This is a genomic window from Paenibacillus sp. FSL P2-0089 (assembly GCF_038595095.1).
Lineage (GTDB): Bacteria > Bacillota > Bacilli > Paenibacillales > Paenibacillaceae > Paenibacillus_AQ > Paenibacillus_AQ silagei.
In genome coordinates this window covers 4,457,868-4,482,422 of record NZ_CP152006.1, presented here as the reverse complement: position 1 = coordinate 4,482,422, position 24,555 = coordinate 4,457,868, and the positions used below count along the sequence as shown (strand labels likewise).

Here is a 24,555-nt window from a genome sequence, read left to right as displayed (position 1 = left end):
GTTTGCCGGTATTGTGTTAGCCTGAGTTCATGATATTAAGAGGAAAGAAGATTGCACGCTAAGGAGAGGTCGATATTGTTGCAACTACAAGTTACAAACAGTCCTTTTAATGAGAACCAGGCAGAGCTGCTGAATCAGCTTCTGCCCACGCTGACACCTTCACAGCAGGTATGGTTAAGCGGGTACTTATCTGCCCTGTCGCTGCAGGGTAGCCAGGGATCAAGCGTCCATGCAGGTTCCCCCGCTGCTCCAGCAGTAGTAGCAGAGCCGGCAACTGCCGCTTCGCAGCAAGCGTCGCGTGAAGTGACCGTATTGTTCGGCTCCCAGACCGGCAACTGCCAGCGGCTCGCCGTGAGCCTCTCCCGCAAGCTGGAGGAGCAGGGCTTCAAGGTCACGGTGTCCGCGATGAACAGCTTCAAGCCGAATGGACTGAAGAAGACAGAGAACCTGCTGCTGCTGGTCAGCACCCATGGCGAAGGGGAACCGCCGGATAATGCCCGTGCCTTCCATGAATTCCTCTACAGCAAAAGAGCGCCGCAGCTTCCAGGCTTGCGCTTCTCGGTACTCGCGCTGGGCGATACCTCCTATGAATTCTTCTGCCAGACAGGCAAAGACTTCGATCAGAAGCTGGAAGAGCTGGGCGCACAGCGGTTAAGCCCGCGTGTAGATTGCGACCTCGATTATGATGAGCCGGTGGCCGAGTGGTTCGGCCAGGTCATCAGCGCTCTTAACGGCGCGCAGAATGCTGCAGGAATTGCGGATGCAGCGGTTCAGGCTGCTGAGAGCGCAGAGTCGCTGGAATCCGCCTATTCACGAAATCATCCTTTCCATGCCGAAGTACTGGAGAATCTGAATCTGAACGGCCGCGGCTCAGACCGCGAGACCCGCCATCTGGAGCTGTCGCTAGCCGGATCGAATATTACCTTTGAGCCGGGGGATTCTCTTGGCGTCTATCCCGAGAATCATCCGCAGCTGGTAGAAGATATCATTGCCGCTATGGGCTGGGATGCGAATGAACGAGTTCCGCTGAACAAGAAGGGGGAAGAAGGCACGCTACAGGAGGCGCTACTGCGGCATTACGAAATTACGGTGCTGACAAAGCCCCTCCTGGAACAGGCTGCCGGGCTTACCTCCGCACCTGCCCTTAAGGAACTGCTGACCCCCGGGCGGCAGCAGGAGCTGAAGGAGTATATCCAGGGCCGGGATCTGCTGGATCTTATTCAGGACTATGGACCCTGGAATGCTCCTGCCAGCATCTTCGTGACCATCCTGCGCAAGCTTCCGGCCCGCTTGTATTCCATTGCCAGCAGCTACAATGCCAACCCGGATGAAGTACACTTCACGGTGCGGGCTGTGCGTTATGAGTCACATGGGCGTGAGCGTTACGGTGTCTGTTCGGTACACTGTGCTGAGCGTGTACAGCCGGGTGCCACCTTGCCGGTATATATCCAGAACAATCCGAACTTCAAGCTGCCCGCTGATTCCAGTGTACCGGTAATTATGATCGGTCCGGGTACGGGCGTTGCCCCGTTCCGTTCCTTTCTGGAGGAGCGTGAAGAGCAGGGGGCTGAGGGTCCAAGCTGGCTGTTCTATGGAGACCGTCATTTCGTTACAGACTTCCTCTACCAGACGGACTGGCAGCGGATGCTGAAGGACGGTGTCCTCAGCAGGCTGGATGTGGCCTTCTCCCGCGACACAGAGGAGAAGGTGTACGTACAGCACCGTATTCTGGAGCAGAGTAAGGAACTGTACCGCTGGCTGCAGGAAGGAGCGCATGTATACGTGTGCGGCGATGAGAAGCATATGGCCCATGATGTGCATTCGGCACTGATTACAGTGATCCAGGAAGAGGGCGGACTAAGCCCGGAAGCGGCTGCCGCCTATCTGGAGACCCTTCAGCAGGAGCAGCGTTACCAGCGGGATGTCTATTAAGCGGGATTCAAGCGAAAGAGGAGAGAATCAGCAATGGCAAACAATGAACCAGCGGTGAAGCCGATTGGCGGACCACCGAGTGATGTTGAACATATCAAGCTGGAGAGCAATTATCTGCGCGGGGCGCTTGTCGAGACCCTCAGCAATCCGATTACAGGAGGGCTGCCGGAGGATGACAACCGGCTGCTGAAATTCCACGGCAGCTACATGCAGGATGACCGCGATCTGCGCAGTGAGCGGGAACGCTCCAAGCTGGAGCCGGCTTTCCAGTTCATGCTGCGGATAGTAGCGCCCGGCGGTGTGGCGTCTGCGGCACAGTGGCTTGTCATGGATGAGCTGGCCCATAAGTACGGCAATGGGACACTGCGCCTGACGACGCGGCAGGCTTTTCAGATGCATGGGGTGCTCAAGTGGAATCTCAAGAAGACGATCCGAACGATCAACGACACCCTGATGACCACACTTGCGGCCTGCGGTGACGTAAATCGTAATGTGATGAGTGGTCCGAACCCGTATCAGTCGGAGGTTCATGCCGAGGTTCAAGAGTGGGCCAACAAAATCAGCGATCATCTTGCCCCGCGTACCCGCGCGTATCATGAGATCTGGCTGGACGGGGAAAAAGTCGTGGACAGCAAGGTGGTTGAGCCGATCTACGGCCCGGTCTACCTGCCCCGCAAATTCAAAATTGGCCTGGCGGTGCCTCCATCCAATGATGTAGATGTATTCTCCCAGGATCTGGGCTTCATCGCCATTCTGGAGGACGGCAAGCTGGCCGGCTTCAATGTCTCGGTTGGCGGCGGCATGGGAATGACGCACGGCGATATGAATACGTATCCCCAATTGGGCCGGATCATCGGCTTCTGCCGTCCGGAGCAGATGATTGATCTGGCGGAGAAAACGGTTACGATCCAGCGGGATTACGGCAATCGTTCGGTTCGCAAGAACGCCCGCTTCAAGTACACGATCGACCGGCACGGGCTGGAGTGGTTCAAGGGAGAGCTGCACGAACGGCTGGGCTGGACGCTGGAGCCGGCGCGCGACTATCATTTCGATCATAATGGCGACCGGTATGGCTGGGTAAAGGGGATGGACGGCAAATGGAACCTGACGCTCTATATCCAGAGCGGACGGATTCAGGATCAGGAGGGCTACCCGCTGATGACCGGCCTGCGTGAGATCGCCAAGATTCACAGCGGAGACTTCCGGCTGACCCCGAACCAGAATCTGATTATCGGCGGTGTGACCCAGGCGAAGAAGCGCAAGATTACAGAGCTTGCCAAGCAATACGGTCTGACGGACGGTGCCCATCATTCTGCACTGCGCAGAAGTGCGTTGTCCTGTGTAGCCTTGCCGACCTGCGGGCTGGCTATGGCGGAGGCGGAGCGTTATTTGCCGCACCTGCTCGATAAGCTGGAGGTTATCATAGATGAAGCCGGGCTGCGCAATGAAGAGATTATCATCCGTATGACCGGCTGCCCTAACGGCTGTGCCAGACCGGCGCTCGGCGAGATTGCTTTTATCGGCAAAGGTCCGGGCAGGTATAATATGTACCTGGGTGCTGGCTTTACCGGAGACCGGCTGAACAAGCTGTACAAGGAGAACATTGACGAGCGGGAGATACTGGACACCCTCGGGCCGATTATTCATGGTTATGCCAGAGAGCGCCTTGCCGGTGAGCACTTCGGCGATTATGTGATCCGCAGCGGATATGTCAAGGCCGTTACTTCGGGGCTCAATTTCCACGACTAACGGCTGATGCCTGGCGGTCTGCATATGCCGTAGTTAACAATAACTTGTACAGATTAGCCATCACGTGAATGCAAATCAAGAGCCTGTTTTCTGGTGTTTTTGCGGGAGACAGGTTTATTTTGTTTGTTTATTTGGATTTTCGGCGGTTTTCTTTCATAATATAGAGTAGCAATACACCATTATAACCAAGAGCCATTATATATAGTGAGTAATGGATTCTGTACAGAAGAGGCGAATTGAATGATCATTATGAAATCGATGGAAGAGATTGAGAAGATGCGGGCAGCCGGCAAAATCCTGGCGGAATGCCACCGGCAGATTGCCGGGTTGATCAAGCCGGGAATTACGACCTGGGAGATCGACCAGTTTGCCGAGAAGTTCATCCTCTCCCAAGGAGCAACCCCGGAGCAAAAAGGCTATCACGGGTACCCGTATGCCACCTGTGCATCTGTGAATGATGTCATCTGTCATGGCTTCCCGAAGCATGAGGAGCTGAAGGATGGAGATATTGTAACGATTGACATGGTAGTCAACCTGAATGGCTGGCTGGCGGATTCGGCTTGGTCCTACGGAGTGGGTACAATTAGCGAGCAGGCGGAGAAGCTGCTGGCGACGACCAAGGAATCTCTATTCAAAGGTATCGAGCAAGCTGTAGCCGGCAACCGCATAGGCGACGTAGCGCATGCTATCCAGGTCTATGCCGAATCTAACGGTTATTCCGTCGTCCGGGACTTTATCGGTCACGGGATTGGCTCGGAGATGCACGAAGCGCCTGAAGTGCCTCATTACGGCCCGGCCGGCAAAGGCCCGCGCATTAAGGAAGGCATGGTGTTCACCATTGAGCCCATGCTCAACACGGGCAGCTACCGGACCAAGGTGGATGCAGACGGATGGACTGCACGCACTATTGACGGAGGCCTGTCAGCCCAGTATGAGCATACACTGGCGGTAACTCCGCAGGGGACGATTATTCTGACAGAGCTATAGAAGAATTAAGGGGTTAAAGACCCGCATCACGCAGCAAAGGCAGGGCCGTCCATGGAGGACAGTCCTGCCTTTGCTGCAGCTTCACCTGAGTTAATCGGTAATATTGCGTGTGTAATACTCGATGATATCCTTGCGGCGGATGATGCCGAGGAAGATTCCGCTGTCGTCCACTACCGGAACGAAGTTCTGGTCTGCTGCCAGGGTCAGCATATCCTCCATCTGCGCGTGGATCTCGACGCTCTCGTTATGCACATGACGCTGAATGGTGCCGACGGTCACCTCGTTCATATTCGCGAAGCTCAGACCGTCGGTATTCTTCAGCTTCCATAGCAGATCGCCCTCCGACAAGGTCCCAACATATTTACCGGCATCGTCAATAATCGGAATGGCCGAATAATAATGATTCTCCAGCTGTTCCAGCGCTTCCCGCATGGAGATCGAGGAGGTGATGTACGCAACCTGATCCTTGGGCAGCAAAAATGAGGATATTTCCATAGGTTAGTCTCCTTTACAGTAGGATGAAATACATAAGGTTATTACAATTAAAACATAGAACAGGATGTAAGCGCATTAAAAATCAGGTTACAACTTTGAGATGTTGCGGTTACGCTGCGGATATGAGGCCACAGAAAAAAGGATATGCCGTCCTTCCAGGGGAAGAACTGTCATATCCTAAGCGCTTTTGTGAATAGGAAACTACCTAAGGGAGTTAGCCGTTCTGGCCGTTGTCGTGGCTAAGCTGCCATTGGATGCCGAATTTGTCCATCAGGTTCCCGTAGGCCTTGCTCCAGAAGGTCTCCTGCAGCTCCATGTGTACAGTGCCGCCTTCTTTGAGTTTATTGAACCAGAGACGAATCTTCTCTTCATCGGTATCCGTCACCGTTAGGCTGATATTATTCCCTTCCGTGAACGGCATGCCGGGGAATACGTCAGAGAACATGACCGGGCTGCCGGCAATCATCAGATTGGTGTGCATGACGAGGTGTTTGGCTTCTTCCGGAACAGGATGGGATGGATCTGGCAGAGCCTCGCCGAAGGTCATGATATGCGGAGGTTCGGTCCCGAACACTTCAGCGTAATATTCTACAGCCTTTCGGGTATTGCCATTGAAATTCAGGTACACATTGATTGCCACAGCTGTCACTCCTCTTGTGTTAAATTAAGGCAAGGACGGCGGTCCCATTGTAGCATGTGCCTGTGCATTCACAAATATTCGGGGCAGGCTGTGATGAGGTCTGAGCGGTTAGACATAACTGTTCAGTCCATTGAACTCCAGAATGGGCTGAAACTGGTACTCCCGGCCCTTTCGGCTAAGCCAGTCGAAGAGAACTTTACTGTGCTGTATCAGTTCATTCAGAGAGAGGTCATTCTCATAAACATATTCCTTGCTGTCAGCAAATCACCAGGAGCTCCAGTCTACCTGAGGATCTAGGATAACCGGCTTGGGATAATGAAATAATACGTAGTCCGGGCGTAACTTCACCATATAATCCAGCTCTTCCTGAATCTGCCGGAACGCTTCAGAACGCTCATAATCATCCGGTGAGAGAAACAGGGCATCTCTTAGTCTGGCAGGATTGGCCGGGCCATGCAAAAAAGGATACGCCGTCCTTCCAGGGGAAGAAACGACATATCCTAAGCCGCTTTTGAAAAGGAGAGTTACCTAAGGACATCAGCTTTTATAGCTCTTGCCTTATTACCTTTGAATTACAGGACCTGATAAATGCTCAAATTTGACCAAGTAGGGGGATTAAACTCGGCAGTGCCCGAAGCAAGAGTGATAGAAGCCGTCAAGGTTAACGTTGGATTAGGGCCGGCGCCAGTCTGGATTAAACCGCTGGATTCCTGGGTGAAGGCGGCTAAACCAGCACCAGCTGCATTTCTCTGCGTGCCAGTGCTTATATTTTGTTGAACGCCGTCGAGGAAAACCAATATTTGCGAAGCAACGACGGGGATACTCCCATTTGTTATTCGAATTCTCAAATTAAAAGAAACGAAGTAGAAGCTATTGGGTTGTAATTGAATACCTTGACCGCCGTTCACAAGGGAGATACCTGAGCCAAAAATAAAATTTTGTACAAATGTAATATTCGTAGGCGTTGCTGTTACTGGACCCGAAGGGTGAAAACTGGCATTGTTGGCCACTGGCCCGGTTGGGCCCGTCTCGCCGGTTACGCCTGTCTCGCCGGTTACACCCGTCACGCCGGTAAGCCCGGTTAAGCCCGTCATACCCGTGACCTCACCGGTTAAACCTGTCGCGCCGGTAACCCCTGTCGCACCAGTTACCCCGGTTAAGCCCGTCATGCCCGTGACCTCACCGGTAAGCCCGGTCGCGCCCGTTACACCCGTGGCACCCGTCACACCTGTTAAGCCCGTCATGCCTGTCGCCTCACCGGTAAGCCCGGTCGCGCCTGTCATGCCCGTGACCTCACCGGTACCCCCGGTAGCACCCGTTAGACCTGTGGCACCCGTCAAGCCCGTCAAGCCCGTCATGCCAGTCACGTCACCGGTAAGTCCGGTAGCGCCGGTTACGCCGGTAGCGCCAGTGACGCCGGTAGCGCCAGTGATTCCTGTGGCACCCGTCACTCCGGTAGCACCGGTCACGCCTGTGGCGCCGGTGATCCCCGTGGCACCTGTGTCCAAGGTTGCGCCCGTTATGCCCGTGGCACCCGTCGCTCCGGTCATGCCAGTAACGCCGGTTGCTCCGGTTACACCAGGCCCAGTCACCCCGGTTGCACCTTGCACTCCAACCTGGAGCCACCCTTGGGGATAAGTCACCCCGCCATTCTGACTGCTGCGATAGTATAAAGCCGAATCGGAGAAATATAGCTGTTGTACATAATCTCCGACACGTGATACATAAATCGTCCATACCGACGGGTGTGCGACTCCCGGAGGACCATTCACTGGGCCAGCCGGATCGGCGGGTACTCCCGAGCTGCTGTATACACCGGCAGTTCTAAAGTGAATGTCATCCAGATCGCTGGTCGATGGTTCATCATTGCTGATTGGAAAGATACCGGCTGTTACACCGAGCGCCACATCTCCGGTTAACCCATTGACACTAAGTGCTCCACCCTCTGCTCCCGGAGCTCCGATAGGTCCAGCAGGACCAACAACCGGTCGAATATCTGCAGCTGTCTGGAGTTTGGATTGCAGCATCATTTCATGGCGGATAATTTTTTTCAACATAGCTTGAGTACTGCTGCTGACCTGACCTAATTCGGCAAGTGTAACGGGAGTGGTTCCTGGAAGGGTGCCGACCGCATACTGAATCTTCTCTCCTTCAGCATTGAGGATATGCGCCAGTCCTAATTCCTCCATGGCAATAGAGGAAAATAATAGATTAATTACATCGTCCCGCGATATGGATATCGTTGGGGTGATATTGGGCAGGTTCGGTTTTGACAAGTGATTCCCTCCTTATCTACAAAATGGGCAGGGGGCTCTTGCCCCCTTGCTCATCCCTTAATCCTCCTCAAAAAGCGGAATCTGTTCGTTTAACGGAACCGGATAATACTCAGGTTAGACCGATCCGTAACATAAGTTCCCGTACCGGCGCTTAGGTTATAAGTAGCATCGAGAGTCATGGTATTGTCAGTGGGGCCGGTCTGAAGAAAACCATTTCCTTCTAGAGAGAAATACACGGTAGCTCCGGTCCCGCCATTTTTTTGTCCGGTAACCGTTATAGGCTGGACATTACCGTTCAATCTAACTATAATTTCAGAACTGGTTACATTGTTTGTTTCAGCAGAGAGCTCAATAGTTATGGTAAACGAAACATAATATAAGCTGTTTGGGAGCACCGTGATATTGCTTGGGGGCGTTCCAAGTTCAATTCCGCTGCCATTAATAAAAATTTCTTGAAATACAATAGGTGTTAAGGTCGAAGCGACTGCAGCCGTTGCGGGCTCAAACATCGCATTGTTAGTTACAATAATAGGCCCGGTGACGCCGGTAGCTCCCGTAACGCCGGTAGCTCCGGTGAGTCCAGTGGCCCCTGTCAAACCAGTAGCGCCAGTGAGCCCGGTCTCCCCAGTGATGCCAGTAGCCCCGGTGACGCCAGTGGCTCCGGTGAGTCCGGTAGCCCCCGTCCCCCCGGTCTCCCCGGTGAGTCCGGTAGCCCCTGTCAAACCAGTAGCGCCAGTTAGCCCGGTCTCCCCAGTGACGCCAGTAGCCCCGGTGAGTCCAGTGGCTCCGGTGAGTCCGGTAGCCCCAGTCACCCCGCTCTCCCCAGTGACGCCGGTAGCCCCAGTGACGCCGGTAGCCCCGGTGTCACCGGTCGCTCCAGTGAGTCCGGTAGCGCCGGTGACGCCCGTGGCTCCGGTAACGCCGGTTGCCCCGGTAACGCCGGTAGCCCCGGTAACGCCGGTAGCTCCTGTCAATCCAGTAGCCCCGGTGACGCCAGTAGCCCCCGTCACACCAGTAGCCCCCGTCCCCCCGGTAGCTCCGGTCTCACTGGTGGCTCCGGTGACGCCGGTGGCCCCAGTCTCACCGGTGGTTCCGGTTGGCCCGCGAGCACCGATTTCTTGCCAATCTGACCAGCTCTGGCCACTGTCTGGACTACTGCGGTAATATAATGCTAGGTTGGAAATATACAACTGCTGGATATAAGGCCCTACCTGGGAGACGTAAATCGTCCATGACGGAGGATGGTCAACTCCTAGTGGACCATTTTCCGGGTCTCCTCCATTTGGATTTCCCGAGCTATACACCCCAGCATTGATTAATATGTCCAAATTTCGGGTGGGTGGTTCATCATTACTGATCGGAAAGACACCAGCCTCTGTACTCAACACAACATCGCCCGTCAATCCATTGACGCTGTTTACTGCACCGGCAGCGCCGGTTACCCCCGTGGCTCCTGTGGGTCCGACTAATGATGGAATATCGGAAGCGGAGGTGAGTTTTGAATCCAACATCATTTCGGTGCGGAATACGGAATCGAGCATCGATTGAGCACTGCTGTTTATCTGAAGAACCTCACCCAACGTAGCAGGTGTGCTCCCCGGAAGTGTGCCCAAGGCAAATTGGATGTTTTCCCCTTGGGCATTTATAACATGCGCTAAGCCCAACTCTTCCATTGCGATGGAAGAAAATAATAGGTTAAGCACATCATCTCGAGATAAAGTGATCGTTGGCGTGATATTGGGCAGATTAGGCTGTGACAATATAACCCCTCCTTTTATATAAGATACATCACTCTATTCAGGTGTATTAGTTACAGTGTTAGGCATATCATTCATTTAAGTAGACTTTATGGATTTAATAATTGGTGTAATAGAATTCGCCTGAAGCCCGTTTTCACCTGCATTATGCCTCGCACAGTTGCTCCATACGTCATGGAAATGGACGGTGGGGCATTTTTTTGTGTGCAGTCAGCAGGAATAAACTGGAGTGTTATCGAATATTAGCGATTATCAACAAAATTCGACTTTCAACTACATACATACGCGGGGGTTTGCGCAATGAAAACATGGAAAAAGACAGTATTCTTGATCGTTACCTTCGGACTGATCTTTCTGCTCCCGTTACTAGGAAGTCTGGCGAAATGGAAGGGGATGCCCCCGGGTTACGGGGATTTCCCGGCCCAGAAGGTCGAAGCTGACCCCGGGTTCAGCCTGCTGTATTTCTCGCTCGCCTGCGTTGTGGCCCTGATCATCACACTGGTCCTGGTATTCCCCGGATGGTTCGGCTTCAAGAAGACGGAGGAGGCACCCCGGAAATCGGGGGCGGCCACCCCTTTCCCTATCTGGTTCTGGTGGAGCCTGCCGGTGCTTGCGCTTAGCTGGTTCCTGATGTGGGCCCGGGTGAAGCTGTTTGTCTCGCTGGAGCATTACACGTTTGTTCCCCTCTGGTGGTCCTTTATTCTGATCCTGGACGGTTTGGTCTACCGGAGAAATCACGGAGCTTCGATCATCTCGCGCAAGCCCCATGTGATGCAGCTGCTGGCGGTGGTGTCCTGCTTCAGCTGGTTTGCTTTTGAATACCTGAATTTCTTCGTCCTGGAGAATTGGTATTACCCCAATAATGAAGTGTTCTCTAACTTCGGCAATGTGTTCTGGTTCTCCTTATCCTATACAACGGTTCTTCCGGCCATCTTCGAATGGTACTTACTCCTCAAGACCTTCCGTCTGTTCCGCAACCGTTATAGCCATGGGCCTAGGCTGAAGGTGTCACGCATGTGGCTGATCGTCTATTATATTCTCGGGCTGATCCTGGCCTTCGGCATGGGCTATTATCCGTATCTGCTGTTCTGGGTGCTGTGGGTTGCGCTGGTTCCGATGCTGTCCGCAGCGATGGCGCTTGCCGGTTACTGGACCCCCTTCACCCCGGTGAAGAACGGAGACTGGTCCAAGGTCATTCTGGTGGGGCTGGCTACGGTGTTCAACGGCTTCTTCTGGGAGTTCTGGAACTTTGGCAGTGAGTGGTTCCATGACGACGTTCCTACCAATCCGAATTACTGGAAATACTCGGTGCCTTATCTGGACAAATTTCATATTTTCTCCGAGATGCCGGTTCTGGGCTATTTCGGTTATCTGTTCTTTGGGCTGAATTGCTGGATTATCTGGCTGATCGCTGCCTATGTATTTAAATTCGATGCCGATATTGAAGTTACGGGAGAACAAGGCTAAAGGTGGAGTACAATGATTGCTAATGACCATTATCAGGTCCTGGAGACCATTTCAGATAATCCTATAAAAGCCGTGTACCGGTGCACGGAGGCTTCCTCCGCAGAAACGGTCATTCTCAAGGTGTTAAAATCGGAGTTTGCCGGCACCGAAGCCGTAATGCGCTTCAAACAGGAATATAAGCTGCTTACAGAGCTCAGCACCAGCACAGAAGGGGTTATCCGTCCCCTGAGGCTCGAAGAGCAGAACGGTCTGTACGTCATGGTTCTTGAGGATATCGCCGGACGTTCGCTCAAGCGGATTCTGGCGGAAGAGCAGCCGGGGGAGGAGGCTTTGCTGAAGCTGGCGGTCAAGGTTGTGGATATTCTGGGCTCCATACATGAGCAGAACGTGATCCATAAGGATATCAAGCCGTCGAATATCATCTGGAACCGGGAGCGGGAAATTGTCCAGGTGATTGATTTCGATCTTGCAGTGAAGCTGTCCAAGGAGAGGCGTGATTTCCAGAACAGCGGCGTGCTGGAGGGCAGTCTGCTTTACATCTCACCGGAACAGACCGGCCGGATGAACCGGAATATAGATTACCGGAGTGACTACTATTCACTAGGTGTGGTCCTGTACGAGATGATGACCGGCATCATGCCGTATCCATCGTCCGAGATGATGGAGCAGATCTATTCCATTATTGCAAAGGAAGCCGTCTCCCCTTACCATGCAACCGGAGGCAGGGTTAGCAGCGGCTTGTCGGCGGTCATTATGAAGCTGATGGAGAAGTCGTCGGAGGACCGGTACCGCAGCGCGCACGGCATCAAGGCCGATCTGAAGAAATGCCTGGCCGGGCAGGAGGATTTCGTGATTGGAACGGAGGATCTCCTGAACACCTTCCGCATTCCGCAAAAAGTAGTCGGCAGACAGCAGGAGCTGTCCACCCTGGAGACGGCCTTCCGCAGCAGTGTCAACGGGAATTCACAGGTCATGCTGGTCTCCGGTGATGCAGGTGCAGGCAAAACGGCACTGGTTCATGAGCTGCACCGGACAATCAGCCGGGAGAAGGGGCTGTTCGCGGAAGGGAAGTTCGACCAGTACAATAAGAATATTCCTTACAGTGCGCTCATCCAGGCCTTTCGCAGGCTGGTCAGCCAGCTGCTGGAGAGTCCGGATGAGGATTACAAGAGTGAGGTCAGCCGCTCGCTGACCCGGCTGCTTGACGGCAACGGCGGTGTGATTACGGGATTAATCCCTGAGCTTGCTGTCTGGACCGGGACCCAGCCTGAGCCGGAACCGCTGAGTCCGGCCGAGGAGATGAACCGGTTCTTCCTGACCTTTGCCAAGTTCGTGCAGGCCATGACGCATCCGGACCGGCCGCTCGTCCTCTTCCTGGATGATGTCCAGTGGGCGGATTACTCCAGCCTGCAGCTGGTGGAGAAGCTGGTGCTGGATAACCATCTGCAGCGGATGTTTGTGATTTGCTCCTTCCGGCAGAATGAGATCCACGAAGGTCATCCGCTGTTCTCCGCGATGGTTAAGATCGGCAAAAATCGTGAAGTTGGACGTATTCACCTTCAGCCGCTGCAAGAGACGGATGTGCAAAGCCTTGTGGCTGACACGCTGTACAGCAGCATGGAACGGGTCGAAGGGATAACCGGACATTTATACAAGCGGTCGAAGGGGAATTCCTTTTTCCTGACGGAAATGCTGAAGGATCTTCACCGGCGCGGGATTATCTTTTTCGACAAGCAGAACGGGGAATGGAGCTGGAGCCTGGAGCAGCTGGAGGCACTGCCGGTCCATGACAGTGTGGTGGATTTCCTGGTAGGACAGCTGCAGCATCTGCCGGGGGAGGTCCGTCATATCCTGATGCTTAGCTCGGCGGCCGGCAGCGTATTCGACTACGGGATGCTGACACTAATCGGCGAGGAAGCGCCGGAGGTGATTGCCGCCGCGATTACCCGGGCGGTTCAGGAAGAGTATATTGTCCCTGCCGACCATAAGTACGCCATATTCTCCGCTACGCTGGCCGAATCTGGCTGCGAGGCTGCGCAGATTGGCATCCGGCTGAAATTTGCCCATGACCGGATTCAGCAGGCCTTCTACCAGCTGCTTGATCCTGAACGGGGGAAGAGGCTTCATCTTAGTATCGGCCGGCTGTTGCTGCGGAATCTTGGAGAGGAGGAAATCGCGGACAAGCTGGTCGATATTGCAACCCATATTAATAAAGGGCTGGAATTAATCACTGACAGCTCGGAGGCGCGTGAGATCGTCGCTCTGAATCTGCGGGCAGCCTACAAGGCCAAAGCAGGATACGGGTATGATTCGGCCTTCCTACTGCTTGAAGCGGCAATGGAGTTGCTCCCGGAGCAGATCTGGAGTACAGACCCGGGGCAGGCGGCGGAGATCTACAGGCTGTATGCGGAATGCAGCTATCTCACCCATCACATCGATCAGGGGGATCAGGCTTGCCGTCTGCTGCTGGAGCAAACTACGGAGCGGATGGCTATTGCGGAAATCTATGAGATGCAGACCAATCACTATATGTATCTGGGCATGATGCCCGAATCGATTGCTTCGGGGAGGCGGGGGCTGAAGGCGCTCGGCATTAAGATTCCGTCCAAGGTTGGAATGCCCGCCGTCCTTAAGGAGCTGCTGGTCGTTAAGGCCGCGCTGCGGGGGAGAACACCGGAGACGATTTTTGCACTGCCGGAGATGCAGGACCCGGAGATGAAGCTGGTGATGCGGCTGCTGATTAACTTTATACCGCCTGCATTTATCTCCGGGGAGACCTCGCTGTTTGGTCTGGTGGTGCTGAAGAAGGTGGGCTTGACGCTGAAATACGGGAATTCGCCGGAGTCGGCGCTTGCTTTTATCGGCTATGCTATGCTCTTGTCCGGCTTCGGGGATACCCGGGGTGCCTTCGCTTATGGACGTCTCGGGATCAGAATTAACGACAAATTCAATGATCTGCAGTGGAAAGGCGCGGCGCATGTCCTGTATACGCTGTTCAGCCACGCCTGGACCGAGCCTTGGGATACGCTGCAGGACTGGTTCGGCACCTCCATTGAAGCCAGTCTGCGGACAGGCGATCTGCTCTACCTGGCCCATTCCGCCTTCTATGTGAATCTCTGGAATCCGTCGATGGACATCCCGGCTTTGCTTCAGGAAAGTGACCGTACGATCTCTATGATCGAGAACACGAAGTACAAGGAGTCGCTTGCCACAGCGCAGCTGGCCCGCCAGTATTATCTCAGTCTTGCCGGAGAGCTGCCGGAGCGTACCTCATTCAACAATGAAGCCTTCAGCGAAGAGGTCTATCTGCACGAATTGCAGGAAGCAAGATATTATTCGGGAATTGCGATCTATTATATTTACAAAATGAAGCTGCTGTTTCTCTACGAGAAGCATGATGAAGCGCTGGAGTACATCGAGCGGGCGTATCCGATTATCGGGACGCTGGCCGGATCGGCTTTTATGGAGGAGTTCGCGCTGTATACCTTCCTAAATCTGGCTTATGCTTACAAGGATTTGGGTGTGAACGGCAAGCGGAAGGCCAGGTCCAAAATGCGCAAGGAGCTCGGCCGGGTACGCAAATGGGCCAGCAATGCACCGGGAACCTTCCGGCAGCATGAATATCTGATGAGGGCCGAATGGGCCCGGATCTCCGGGAACAGCACCCGCGCAGGCTATTATTATGATCTGGCGATCGAGGCCAGCGAGCAGGGCAGCTTCGTCCGCTATAAGGCACTCTGCAACGAGCTGGCGGCCCGGTTCTATATGGACAAGGGCTTCAACGAGTTCGCCGCCTATTTGCTCAGACAATCCGAATACTATTATTCGGTCTGGGGGGCCAAGGAGAAGATCGCGTTCATCAAGGAGCGATACCCCGCTCTTGCCCAGAAAATCAGCACCAAGGAGTTCATGCACGGCAGGACGGTGTCCGATTATACCGAGAGCATTGATCTGAATTCCATCATTCTGGCTTCGCAGGCCATCTCCAAAGAAATTGAGCTGAACCACCTGCTGGAAGCGCTGATGGAGATTGTAATCATGAATGCCGGGGCGCAGCGGGGCTGTATCCTGATGACCTCCAAGGCCAATCTTCTGGTCGAAGGGGAATATAAAGCGGACACAGACCGGATCTCCGTGGCGATTCATGAGTCGCATCAGCTGGACAATCTGCCTGTCGCCATCATCAGACAAGTGGAGAAGAGCCGGGAGAGCCTGATCTACAATGATGCCTATTCCGAGACTTCATTCGTGAATGATCCCTATATTGTGAGGCAGCAGCCGAAATCGATGGTCTGCATGCCGCTGATTAACCAGAATAAGACGATTGCCATTATCTATCTGGAGAATAATCTGGTGACCGGCGTATTCACCGAGGAACGGATGAAGATTATCAATCTGCTGTCCAGAGAGATGGTCTTCTCGCTTGAGAATGCCAGTCTGTATAATGAGCTTGAGCGCTCTGAGGAGAAGTACCGCCAACTGGTCAACAACCTGCAGGACGGGGTGTTCGTGGTCCAGGATATGCGGTGTGTCTATGTTAATGAGGCGCTGGAGCAGATGCTCGGCTATCAGCCGGGCGAGATGCTGGAGCAGCCCTTCGGGAATTTCATTACCCCCCCGGAGCGGGAGAAGGTGATGCATTATTATGCCAGACGAGTCGAGGGCAAGCAGGCACCGGAAGAGTACGAGACAAGGCTTTTGCATAAGGATAAGTCCCCTGAAGTCATCGCCATTCACAAGGTCGTCAGAATTATGTATCAGAATAAGCCGGCGATTCAGGGAACGATCAAGGATATAACTGAGCGCAAGAAGGCGGAGGAGGAGCTGCGGCGCCACAAGGAGCATCTGGAGGAACTGGTGGCGGAGCGGACGAAGGAGCTGGAGTTCAACAACGGGGAGCTGAGCAAATATATCGGGCTGATTGAAAAGATCTCGATCACCGATGAATTAACCGGGCTGTACAACCGCAGATACTTCAATAAGCTGTTCCTGGATGAGGTGGACAAGGCTGCTGCCAGCAAACGGTATTTAACCTACCTGATGCTGGATATTGATTATTTCAAAAAATTCAATGACACCTACGGGCATTATGAAGGCGATACGGTACTGCGCAGAATAGGCGGGGTACTGAAGGAGCTGGCTGAACAGGCGGAAGGAACCGCGTTCCGGCTGGGCGGGGAGGAATTCGGGATTGTGGCCGCCGGACTGACCCCTCCAGAGTCCCGTGTGTTCGCCGAATTGATCAGACGAAGCATCGCGGAGCTGGGGATACAGCATGATCTCAGTCCCGAATACGGCAGAATTACCGTCTCTATCGGCGTAGCCGCCGTGCTTGTGGACGGGCTGCGCGAGGAGGATATCTACAAGCTGGGCGACGATGCGCTGTATCAGTCCAAGGCGGAAGGCCGCAACTGTGTTACATTGTTCGAGCGATAAGATTCAAGCGATAAGAGATGTACATAAATAAATAGGATTAGGGAGCTGTTGAAGCAATGAGTACCGATCACGAATTAGAAAAAGAATCAGAAATGGACCAGTTGCTGGAGGCTCTAAAAATATCTCTGCCGCTGGTGCAGCGTCTCTTTCCACTGGATGTAATGTTTGCCTTAACCGATGTGGAGAAGTTCATCTATCATCTGCCGGGCAAAGAGCTCCATGCCCGGGTCGGAGATGGGAGTCCCATTCCGCCAAGTGGGGGAATCCGGGCAGCGCTGGAGAGTGGAGAAGAAGTCAGCGCCACTATTCCCAAAGAAGTCTACGGGATACCCTTCAAGTCCTCATCAATGCCGGTCCGTGACCGGAACGGGGCGGTAATTGGCGTATTTACGATTGGAATCAGCCTCAGCAATCAGGTAACGCTCAGCGATGCAGCGAATGCGCTGGCGGTGACCTCTGACGAGATCAGCTCGACTTCGGTAGAGATTGCGGGCACGGCCTCGGATCTGGCGAATACCGTCGGGGATCTGAAGGAGCTGGGCCAGAAGGTGGTTGAGGATCTGCAGCAGACGGACGAGATTCTGGATTTCATCCGCAAGGTGGCAGACAACTCCAATCTGCTGGGGCTGAATGCAGCGATTGAAGCGGCCCATGCGGCTGAGCATGGACGGGGCTTCGGCATCGTGGCCCAGGAGATCCGCAAAATGTCGGTATCCAGTGCTTCATCGGCGAAGGATATTGCCGGCATTCTGCAGATGATCAAGCAGAAGATTAACCAGATGGATGCTGTGCTTACAGATTGTCTGGCGCAAAGCGAACGCCAGGCCGCAGCCACAGAGGAGATCACCGCCTCGATGCAGCAGCTTGCAGCCTCCGCCGTGGAGATTGAGAGTATCGCTCGTCTGATCTAATCCGCACCTGTCTCTAGTGTCAAAGAGTTCCTCCCCTGCATACAGTATCTGGACGAATGCCCAGTGTTACTTAAGGCTATAATCCAGTCTGAGGAGGAACAAATCATGCTTGATCCAGTATTGCAGGCACCGGACCTGAAGCTTGCCGCCGATTCTAACCAGGTGCTTAATTATAAGCGGGATGCGAACAATTATATTACGCAGCTTTTTGGAGAGCAGCTTCCGGCGATACGTAACGGGTTCTTCAATGCCCATATGAGCAAAGGCTTCATCGTCCAGCCGCACTGGCACACGAATGTGACAGAGATGGTCTTCGTGATTAGCGGTGAGCTGATTACCTCCGTGTTCGATCCGTTCACCCAGAAGCTGATGACCTATCATCTGCAGGCCGGACAAATCGCTGTCTTCCCGAAGGGCTGGTTCCACTGGATTCTGGCTGAGAGCGAACAAGCCCATTTCCTGACGATCTTCGATGCGCCGACACCGGATATTGTGTTTGGTTCAGACTTCCTGCGGGCTGTTCCCGCAGAGGTAATCCAGCGCGCCTATTGTATCAATGAAGAAGAGTACGCCAAGGCCGTGGCCCCGCTGAAGGAATCGATTATTCTTGGACCGCCTCCGGGCTGCGCCGTGGCAGGGTCTGCCGGGGGAATGAACATAGGCCCGCCCGCCAAAAGCATGCCCGCCTACGCAGCCCAGCAGCCTGCGGCGGCATTCTATCCTTATCCGATGTATCCGCGCCGCTAGGCGGTGGCTACGCTGTATTAATGATCTGAAAAGAAAAAGCAGGCCAGGGAGAAATTCCTTGGTCTGCTTTTTTATGGAATACAGGGTGTGCGTGGTTTATTTCGCTTCTTCCAGCTTGTGGTTAAGGTCCTTATATTGACTCAGCAGTTCGGACAGTGCCTGCTTAATTGCTGTTGCATCTGTGGCTTGTGCAGCCTCTGCCAGTGCAACCTGTGCTTTGAAAAGGCCGTCGATATACGCCGCATGTAAGGTTACCACATTGGCAAGCTTGCCGGATTCCAGAGAGTCAGGTACCGTTAGTGTGAGGTTTGCAGCTGCTGAGGCGGACGGAACTGCCTTAACACTGCCCCCAGTTGTCCCGTATTCCGGCACAGTGGCAAGCGGAACCGTTTCTGCGTCCGTCAATGTTCCAGGCATGGCTAATTGCACATCCAGAATGCCGGTTTTTTCTGTCCATGGAGCGGCAGACATTGGCGTGGTGAGAACCACGTTAAGCGCCTTCGTGCTTGTAAAATCATGGAATCGGCTGAGCGTATCCCGCCAGTCCTGGGATGTTTCCGGTGCATAGCTGTTCACCAGGCTCAGAACCTGTGGTTCAAGCATGGGGAGCAGTTTACTGTCTGGTGTGGCTGCAGCGGCCGTGCTTATAATGGCAGTGGGTCCCTGTACCGGGTGCGGTGCGATTTCCGTATCCGCGAAGACCGGGGTGGCGATACTGGACAGCAGCAGGGTGGATAGAGCCATTCTTTTCACGATTAGACGATTCATATACGAACACTCCTTCAGGTGGTTTGTCTTACAGCTCTCACTATAGCGGGCTTCTGTGGCAGGAGAGGGTCAGCAATGTGGAAAAACAATGGCAGTGCCCTATCCCGCTCAGCCGCTTGCTATAATGGAGAAGAGAAAATCATGGAGGGTACCTGGATGAACAATCAAACGGTCATTGCCGTTGTGGACGATGACGAGAATATACGCAATCTGGTGGAAGCTTATTTACATAGGGAGAATTACCGGACGATTGGTCTTGGAAGTGCCGAAGAGGCGTGGGATTTATGGAAGAATGATCCTCCCGGCATGTGGGTGCTCGATATTATGCTTCCGGGAATGGACGGCTATGAGCTGTGCAGGCGTATCCGTGATGAAGCGGAGGTGCCGATCATTATGATCTCTGCTAAAGATAGTGAAGTGGATAAAATCCTGGGTCTTGAGCTTGGGAGCGACGATTATCTGGTCAAGCCCTTCAGTCCCCGTGAGCTGGTAGCCCGGATCAACCGCCAGTTGAAAAGGTGGGAGCGTCTTCACCCCTCCTGGTCTGCTGCTGTTCTGCCTGCTGTGCATACAGGGCTAGAGCTGGGCAGTCTGCTGCTGCATCCTGAGGAGAGAAGATCCTTCTGGCGGGGAGCTGAAGTGGAGCTGACCAGCAAGGAGTTCCTGATGCTGATGGTCTTTGCGGGAAGTCCGAACCGGGCCTTTACGCGCGAAGAGCTGCTGGGCCATGTCTGGGGAGAGGATTATTTCGGCAGCGACCGCGCTGTCGACCATCTGATCAAGCGCATCCGCAAAAAAATGGACGGCCTGCCGCTGGAATCGGTCTGGGGTCACGGCTACCGTATGAGAGAGGTGCAGAAATGAAGAGTATGGCGGAAAGGCTAAACCAGCGGATGAAAAAGCTGAAGCTGGTGCATCAGATCAACTTTGCTTTTGGGCTGTCTCTGCTGCTGGTCCTGTCTATCACGGGAGTGATGATCCATTATGTGCTGATGGACCATTTCATTGGCAAGGAGCAAGAGGGATTAAGGACGCTTGGCGCTTCCCTTACAGCGAGTCTGCAGCGGGCTCCATTCACGGAAGGAGGGGCATTCACAGTGGGAAAAAGCGAGCCGCTTACGGCTCCATATCCTACGCTCTACAGCGGAGTACAGGCCATCGTGAGCGACCAGCAGGGGAATGTGGTCTCGGGAAGTATCCCGGCCCTGCCCGTGCAGTCCGGAGTAACAGTGGATATCACAGCTATAGAGCAGGGGAGCCTGCAGAGCTTATGGGACGGCAATGATCCGCGTTATCTGGTGCAAGTCAACACGCTCCCCCAAGGCAAACTCACCTTGCTAACGCCTGTCAGCAGAATCAAGGTCATCGAGCAGTCGCTGCTGAAGCGGCTGATCCTTGTCTTTGCTGCGGGAGCGGCAGCGATGCTCCTGTTCAGCCTGTTCATTACGCGGAAGCTGATTGATCCGCTGATCAGCCTGCGTCAGGAGCTCCACAAAGTGAAAAGCCGCCGGTTTGCCGAGGTGAATCTGATCCGGGCGGGAGGTGAAATCGGTTCTGTCGCCAGGGCAGTATACGAGATGGCCGGTGAGCTGCACCGGTTCAACCGGGTGCAGAAGCAGTTTTTCCAGAATGCCTCGCATGAGCTGAAGTCTCCGCTGATGTCGATAGCCGGTTATGCGGAGGGCATTAGGGACGGGATATTTGAAGGAGAGGGCGTCCGTAAAGGACTGGATATTATTCTGAGTGAAAGCGGGCGTTTACGTGATCTGGTCAGCGAAATGACCCTTCTGGCGAAGCTGGACAGTGAAGAGGATATTTACCAGGCTGAGGATACGGATCTGGAGGAGCTGCTGAGCGAGGCGGTGGAGCGGGTCAATCCGCTACTGGCGGCAAGGAAGCTGTCGCTACATCCGATAGTCTCCGGGGACCATGGGGGGATGGTAAGAGCGGACCGGGATAAGCTGCTGCAAGCTCTGCTGAACGTATTATCCAATGCGGCCCGTTATGCCGAGAAGCGTATTGATGTAGAGGTGCATACAAGCAGGGGAAGGATTACATTAACGGTTGCTGACGATGGTCCGGGTATTGCGCAGGAGCTGCTGTCCAGTCTGTTTCACAGGTTCGTCAAAGGGAAAAATGGCGAATCCGGGCTGGGACTCGCCATCGCACGTGCTATTGTGGAACGCTGCGGCGGAGAGCTTAGTGCCCGGAACCGTCCGGAGGGCGGCGCAGTCTTCACCTTTGAGTTCACGCCATCTGCGTGCAGCGTTTAATACTCGTTGAACATTGCGGCTATTTCATCGTAGCCGGTGGTTTGCGTCAGAGCTAGGGAGAGCAGGATTCTGGCTTTTTGCGGGACCAGGCTGTTGCACGGAATGGAATTGGCGGACAAATCAATGTAGGAATCCTTGAGTGTAATTCCGCTGGAAATCCGCGAGCAGCGGACAACAGGGATATTATTATTCTTCAGCTCGCCGACTTTATCAATCCACGGTTTGCTGTAGATGCCTCCGCCTGCACCGGCAATCACAATCCCCTTGGAGATCGTGGCCAGATAATCCAGAATCCCGGGATTGGCATCCACATGGAAATAAGCTACGGATACTTCCGGCAGCTCCTGCATAACAGATACATCGAACTGGGTTGCGGTGGTATGCCGCTTCAAGGTGCGCGTATAGAAGAAGGCATGGCTGTCACGCATATATCCCAGGCAGCCGAAATCGCGCTCATCGAAGGCGTTGGCCTTGAAGGTGTTCACCTTTTGTACATCCCGCCCGCTATAGATGCCCTCAGCAAACACAACCATCACGCCTTGGCCGGAAGCCTCGGGATTCGCCGCCAGTGCTACGGACTGATACAGATTCAGGGGTCCATCGGCACTGATTGCGGTAGCCGGGCGCATAGATCCGGTAATGATTACCGGCTTGTCGGTCTTAATCACCAGGTTCAGGAAGTAAGACGTCTCATCGAGGGTGTCGGTGCCGTGGGTGATGACGAATCCGTGCACATCCTCCCGTAGGGCAAGCGTGTTAATGTACGTTGCCAGGGTAAGCCAGTGTTCGCTGGTAATATCGGCGCTGCACAGATTACTGACCTGTACCCCGGCGCAATTCGCCAGCCGTTCCAGGTGTGGTACACTATCCAGCAGATCCTGCACGGGCAGGGCGCCGGGCTCATAATTCAAGGTTTTATGAGCTTCGCCGCTGCCGGCAATGGTACCGCCGGTGGCGAGGATGACTACATTTTTGAGGCCGGGATTATAGTAAGGGGAAGCGGTGAAATTCACTTCGGGAATAGTATTCATCATAGGTTGTTTCCTTTCAGGTTGAGCCAGAATTCAGTCATTCGCATGACATTGAGAGTATTATAACATTCATTCCTCTATGGGTGACATACTAAGGTATAATAAGTGTGAAAATATAAATGGGAGGATCTGTATGTTCAGGGTAGAGGAAGTAGCGCAGGGAGTGTGGGCCGCGATTGTTATTCCGGGCCTGGGCGCGGTAGGCAATGCGTCAATCATCGATCTTGGGGATTCTACAGTCGTAGTGGATACCTTCAACCTGCCGGCAGCAGCCAGACTGCTGCGGGAAAAGGCAGAGAAGCTGACAGGGAAGCCGGTCAAATACATAATTAATACTCACTATCACGGGGATCACCATTACGGCAATCAGGAGTTTTCGGACAGTATCATTCTATCGACAGAGCTTACCCGTGAGGTGCTGAGAACGCATGCGCCACCCGCTTTGGAGGAATGGCAGGATGGTCTGCGGAAGCAGATCACAGGATTACAGGAGAAAAGAAATACTGCTACGGATTCCCGTCTACGGCAGGCGCTCATTAATGAAATATCGGACAAACAGGCGTTGCTGGAGGCTACGCCAACAATCCGGAGAGTGACAGCAGCGGTGACCTTCAAGGATAGTGTGGATATTCACGGATCAGCTCGTTCACTGCATCTGTTCACGTATGGCGGCGGTCATACCCTCAGCGATGCTATGGTGTACGTTGCAGATGTTCAGGTGCTGATCGCAGGGGATCTGGTCCTGAACAGGTTCCACCCGGCGATGCTCCATGGGTTCCCAGAAGCATGGACAACTATTATAGAGCAGATTGGCGGGGAAATTGATTTCACACGGCTGATTCCAGGACATGGAGATGTTGCCGGACGGGAGAGTATCCCTGACATGCTGCGCTACCTCAAAGAGATTCAGGAGTACGCTGCAACGGCAGCCCGAAGCAGAGAAAGTGCAGAGCACTGGATAGCCAAGGGAATCCCTGAGCCTTTTGATACATGGGAGGGGTCTCATATCTTCGAGTGGAATTTCCGCTGGTTGTTCAATACCTATACTGATCCTAAGAAAAGAGGGAGATAAGCATGCTGAAGCTAGATAGCCGGGATTACGCCCTTGCCTGGCCGCTGTTAAAGGAAGTCAAGATCAACACGCTGTTCGCTGAAGGAGTTCTGAGCGGGCAGACGACAGGCAGTGTGTATGTGGACTCTGTACATAACCCGCGTACCTTCTACGTGGCTCATGAATACGGGATGTCGCTGGTCTATGGGGATTCGGGCAATGAGGAGTTTAACCGGAGCTTATCGGACTATATTACGAACAAGGCGGGGCACCGGCATTCAGCGGAATGGCTGCAGGCTGATCCGGCAGGGGACTGGGACCGGCTGATTGAAGCTATGCTTCCTGAGCATAATGCACGGCTTGACGCGGACGATACACGCAGAATGTACATACAGACCCGGGTGAATTTTATGTTCGATCCGGAGGTCTATTACCGCGCGAAGGCGCAATGGTACCGGCAGGATGCTGAGATTGTCCAGATGGACGGCGAAGGATTCGGCGAGCAGACGGGTGCGGTGATTCCCCGGTATTTCTGGCGTGACGCGGAGCACTTCCTGACCTCAGGCCGAGGATACACTTTATTGTGGGAGGGCAAGCAGGCCTCCAGCGCCTTCTCGGCTTACCGGACAACGGATCAACTGGAGATTGGAATCGAATCGGCACCGGGTCACCGGGGAAAGTATTTCGCCTTCTCAGTGTGCTGCAAGCTAATCGATTACTGTCTGGAGCAGGGTTTGGAGCCTGTCTGGGGCTGCCGCCAAGAGAATGTGGGCTCGTACAGACTGGCGCAGAAGCTGGGCTTCAAGCCTGCATTGAACATCCCCTACTACCGTTTGTCCGAGCTTCCCGCTTAACAAAGAGCAGCAAATCTCCGCATAGATGGGGGATTGCTGCTCATTTGCGTTACATGGGCGGTACAATAGGTGGATTTTCTACACTTGCTGATGAATGATTGGCGACTGCTAGGACCATAGTTGGAAAAACGGCACTTAATAAATCGCACTTCCGCTTAGATGGGGAAATAGACAAAATTAG

General features: G+C 53.8%; 17 protein-coding genes. 11 read left to right on the top strand and 6 right to left on the bottom strand.

Annotated elements, in window-relative coordinates; genetic code table 11:
• Window positions 1–78: 78 nt before the first annotated feature.
• The 3 genes from NST69_RS18780 (at window position 79) to map (ending at window position 4,668) form a co-directional block, all read left to right on the top strand.
• Window positions 79–1,932, top strand: coding sequence for an assimilatory sulfite reductase (NADPH) flavoprotein subunit (locus NST69_RS18780; protein ID WP_339257526.1), 1,854 nt, complete (start codon window positions 79–81; stop codon window positions 1,930–1,932).
• Between the two features lie 33 nt (window positions 1,933–1,965).
• Window positions 1,966–3,681, top strand: a complete 1,716-nt coding sequence (gene cysI / locus NST69_RS18775) for an assimilatory sulfite reductase (NADPH) hemoprotein subunit (RefSeq protein ID WP_339249225.1) — start codon at window positions 1,966–1,968, stop codon at window positions 3,679–3,681.
• Window positions 3,682–3,921: 240 nt separating this feature from the next.
• A complete protein-coding gene (gene map / locus NST69_RS18770) occupies window positions 3,922–4,668 on the top strand; it encodes a type I methionyl aminopeptidase (RefSeq protein WP_036733023.1) in 747 nt (248 codons plus the stop codon).
• Window positions 4,669–4,758: 90 nt separating this feature from the next.
• On the opposite strand, the gene NST69_RS18765 is transcribed toward map, so the two are convergent.
• From NST69_RS18765 to NST69_RS18750, 4 genes are all read right to left on the bottom strand, one after another.
• Complete coding sequence (locus NST69_RS18765; RefSeq protein WP_036733033.1) at window positions 4,759–5,163, bottom strand: CBS domain-containing protein; 405 nt, start codon at window positions 5,161–5,163, stop codon at window positions 4,759–4,761.
• A gap of 214 nt (window positions 5,164–5,377) precedes the next feature.
• Window positions 5,378–5,803 carry a VOC family protein gene (locus NST69_RS18760; protein ID WP_339249224.1) on the bottom strand — a complete coding sequence of 142 codons (426 nt, stop codon included), beginning with the start codon at window positions 5,801–5,803 and terminating at the stop codon, window positions 5,378–5,380.
• A gap of 572 nt (window positions 5,804–6,375) precedes the next feature.
• Window positions 6,376–8,079, bottom strand: a complete 1,704-nt coding sequence (locus NST69_RS18755; protein ID WP_339249222.1) for a collagen-like protein — start codon at window positions 8,077–8,079, stop codon at window positions 6,376–6,378.
• Between the two features lie 89 nt (window positions 8,080–8,168).
• Complete coding sequence (locus tag NST69_RS18750; protein WP_342546849.1) at window positions 8,169–9,620, bottom strand: collagen-like protein; 1,452 nt, start codon at window positions 9,618–9,620, stop codon at window positions 8,169–8,171.
• A 516-nt stretch (window positions 9,621–10,136) separates the two neighbouring features.
• Here NST69_RS18750 and NST69_RS18745 point away from each other — a divergent pair.
• The 4 genes from NST69_RS18745 to NST69_RS18730 all read left to right on the top strand — a co-directional run bounded on the left by NST69_RS18745 (window position 10,137) and on the right by NST69_RS18730 (window position 18,397).
• Window positions 10,137–11,303 (top strand): small-conductance mechanosensitive channel, encoded by a 1,167-nt coding sequence (locus tag NST69_RS18745; protein ID WP_340951772.1) that lies wholly within the window; start codon window positions 10,137–10,139, stop codon window positions 11,301–11,303.
• 12 nt (window positions 11,304–11,315) lie between these two features.
• Entirely contained in the window at window positions 11,316–16,739 is a 5,424-nt protein-coding gene (locus NST69_RS18740) for a diguanylate cyclase (protein WP_340951774.1), read from the top strand.
• Window positions 16,740–16,795: 56 nt separating this feature from the next.
• Window positions 16,796–17,650, top strand: a complete 855-nt coding sequence (locus NST69_RS18735; RefSeq protein ID WP_339218582.1) for a methyl-accepting chemotaxis protein — start codon at window positions 16,796–16,798, stop codon at window positions 17,648–17,650.
• A 105-nt stretch (window positions 17,651–17,755) separates the two neighbouring features.
• The gene (locus NST69_RS18730; protein WP_340951777.1) at window positions 17,756–18,397 is read left to right on the top strand and encodes a cupin domain-containing protein; all 642 of its coding nucleotides are present in this window, start codon (window positions 17,756–17,758) and stop codon (window positions 18,395–18,397) included.
• Window positions 18,398–18,493: 96 nt separating this feature from the next.
• Here the strand turns inward: NST69_RS18730 and NST69_RS18725 are convergent, their stop codons facing one another.
• Window positions 18,494–19,165, bottom strand: coding sequence for a hypothetical protein (locus tag NST69_RS18725; RefSeq protein WP_340951780.1), 672 nt, complete (start codon window positions 19,163–19,165; stop codon window positions 18,494–18,496).
• Between the two features lie 156 nt (window positions 19,166–19,321).
• On the opposite strand from NST69_RS18725, the gene NST69_RS18720 reads away from it, so the two are divergent.
• Together NST69_RS18720 and NST69_RS18715 are read left to right on the top strand one after the other, a co-directional pair.
• Window positions 19,322–20,029 carry a response regulator transcription factor gene (locus tag NST69_RS18720; protein ID WP_340958032.1) on the top strand — a complete coding sequence of 236 codons (708 nt, stop codon included), beginning with the start codon at window positions 19,322–19,324 and terminating at the stop codon, window positions 20,027–20,029.
• On the top strand, window positions 20,026–21,438 hold the full coding sequence (locus tag NST69_RS18715) for a HAMP domain-containing sensor histidine kinase (RefSeq protein ID WP_340951783.1): 1,413 nt from the start codon (window positions 20,026–20,028) through the stop codon (window positions 21,436–21,438). Before NST69_RS18720 ends, NST69_RS18715 begins: the two co-directional genes overlap by 4 nt.
• On the opposite strand, the gene NST69_RS18710 is transcribed toward NST69_RS18715, so the two are convergent.
• On the bottom strand, window positions 21,435–22,472 hold the full coding sequence (locus NST69_RS18710) for an asparaginase (RefSeq protein WP_340951784.1): 1,038 nt from the start codon (window positions 22,470–22,472) through the stop codon (window positions 21,435–21,437). The genes NST69_RS18715 and NST69_RS18710 overlap by 4 nt on opposite strands.
• A 130-nt stretch (window positions 22,473–22,602) precedes the next feature.
• On the opposite strand from NST69_RS18710, the gene NST69_RS18705 reads away from it, so the two are divergent.
• Both NST69_RS18705 and NST69_RS18700 read left to right on the top strand, forming a co-directional pair.
• On the top strand, window positions 22,603–23,541 hold the full coding sequence (locus tag NST69_RS18705; protein WP_340979678.1) for an MBL fold metallo-hydrolase: 939 nt from the start codon (window positions 22,603–22,605) through the stop codon (window positions 23,539–23,541).
• A gap of 2 nt (window positions 23,542–23,543) precedes the next feature.
• The gene (locus NST69_RS18700; protein WP_340951788.1) at window positions 23,544–24,374 is read left to right on the top strand and encodes a GNAT family N-acetyltransferase; all 831 of its coding nucleotides are present in this window, start codon (window positions 23,544–23,546) and stop codon (window positions 24,372–24,374) included.
• The last annotated feature ends 181 nt before the right edge of the window (window positions 24,375–24,555 follow it).

Bases quoted from the DNA above. Each gene is read 5' to 3' on its own strand.
- cysI (WP_339249225.1), top strand. From the start codon at position 1,966: ATGGCAAACAATGAACCAGCGGTGAAGCCGATTGGCGGACCACCGAGT.
- map (WP_036733023.1), top strand. From the start codon at position 3,922: ATGATCATTATGAAATCGATGGAAGAGATTGAGAAGATGCGGGCAGCC.
- NST69_RS18765 (WP_036733033.1), bottom strand. From the start codon at position 5,163: ATGGAAATATCCTCATTTTTGCTGCCCAAGGATCAGGTTGCGTACATC.
- NST69_RS18750 (WP_342546849.1), bottom strand. From the start codon at position 9,620: ATGCTCGATTCCGTATTCCGCACCGAAATGATGTTGGATTCAAAACTC.
- NST69_RS18745 (WP_340951772.1), top strand. From the start codon at position 10,137: ATGAAAACATGGAAAAAGACAGTATTCTTGATCGTTACCTTCGGACTG.
- NST69_RS18740 (WP_340951774.1), top strand. From the start codon at position 11,316: ATGATTGCTAATGACCATTATCAGGTCCTGGAGACCATTTCAGATAAT.
- NST69_RS18735 (WP_339218582.1), top strand. From the start codon at position 16,796: ATGAGTACCGATCACGAATTAGAAAAAGAATCAGAAATGGACCAGTTG.
- NST69_RS18730 (WP_340951777.1), top strand. From the start codon at position 17,756: ATGCTTGATCCAGTATTGCAGGCACCGGACCTGAAGCTTGCCGCCGAT.
- NST69_RS18725 (WP_340951780.1), bottom strand. From the start codon at position 19,165: ATGAATCGTCTAATCGTGAAAAGAATGGCTCTATCCACCCTGCTGCTG.
- NST69_RS18720 (WP_340958032.1), top strand. From the start codon at position 19,322: ATGAACAATCAAACGGTCATTGCCGTTGTGGACGATGACGAGAATATA.
- NST69_RS18715 (WP_340951783.1), top strand. From the start codon at position 20,026: ATGAAGAGTATGGCGGAAAGGCTAAACCAGCGGATGAAAAAGCTGAAG.
- NST69_RS18710 (WP_340951784.1), bottom strand. From the start codon at position 22,472: ATGATGAATACTATTCCCGAAGTGAATTTCACCGCTTCCCCTTACTAT.
- NST69_RS18705 (WP_340979678.1), top strand. From the start codon at position 22,603: ATGTTCAGGGTAGAGGAAGTAGCGCAGGGAGTGTGGGCCGCGATTGTT.
- NST69_RS18700 (WP_340951788.1), top strand. From the start codon at position 23,544: ATGCTGAAGCTAGATAGCCGGGATTACGCCCTTGCCTGGCCGCTGTTA.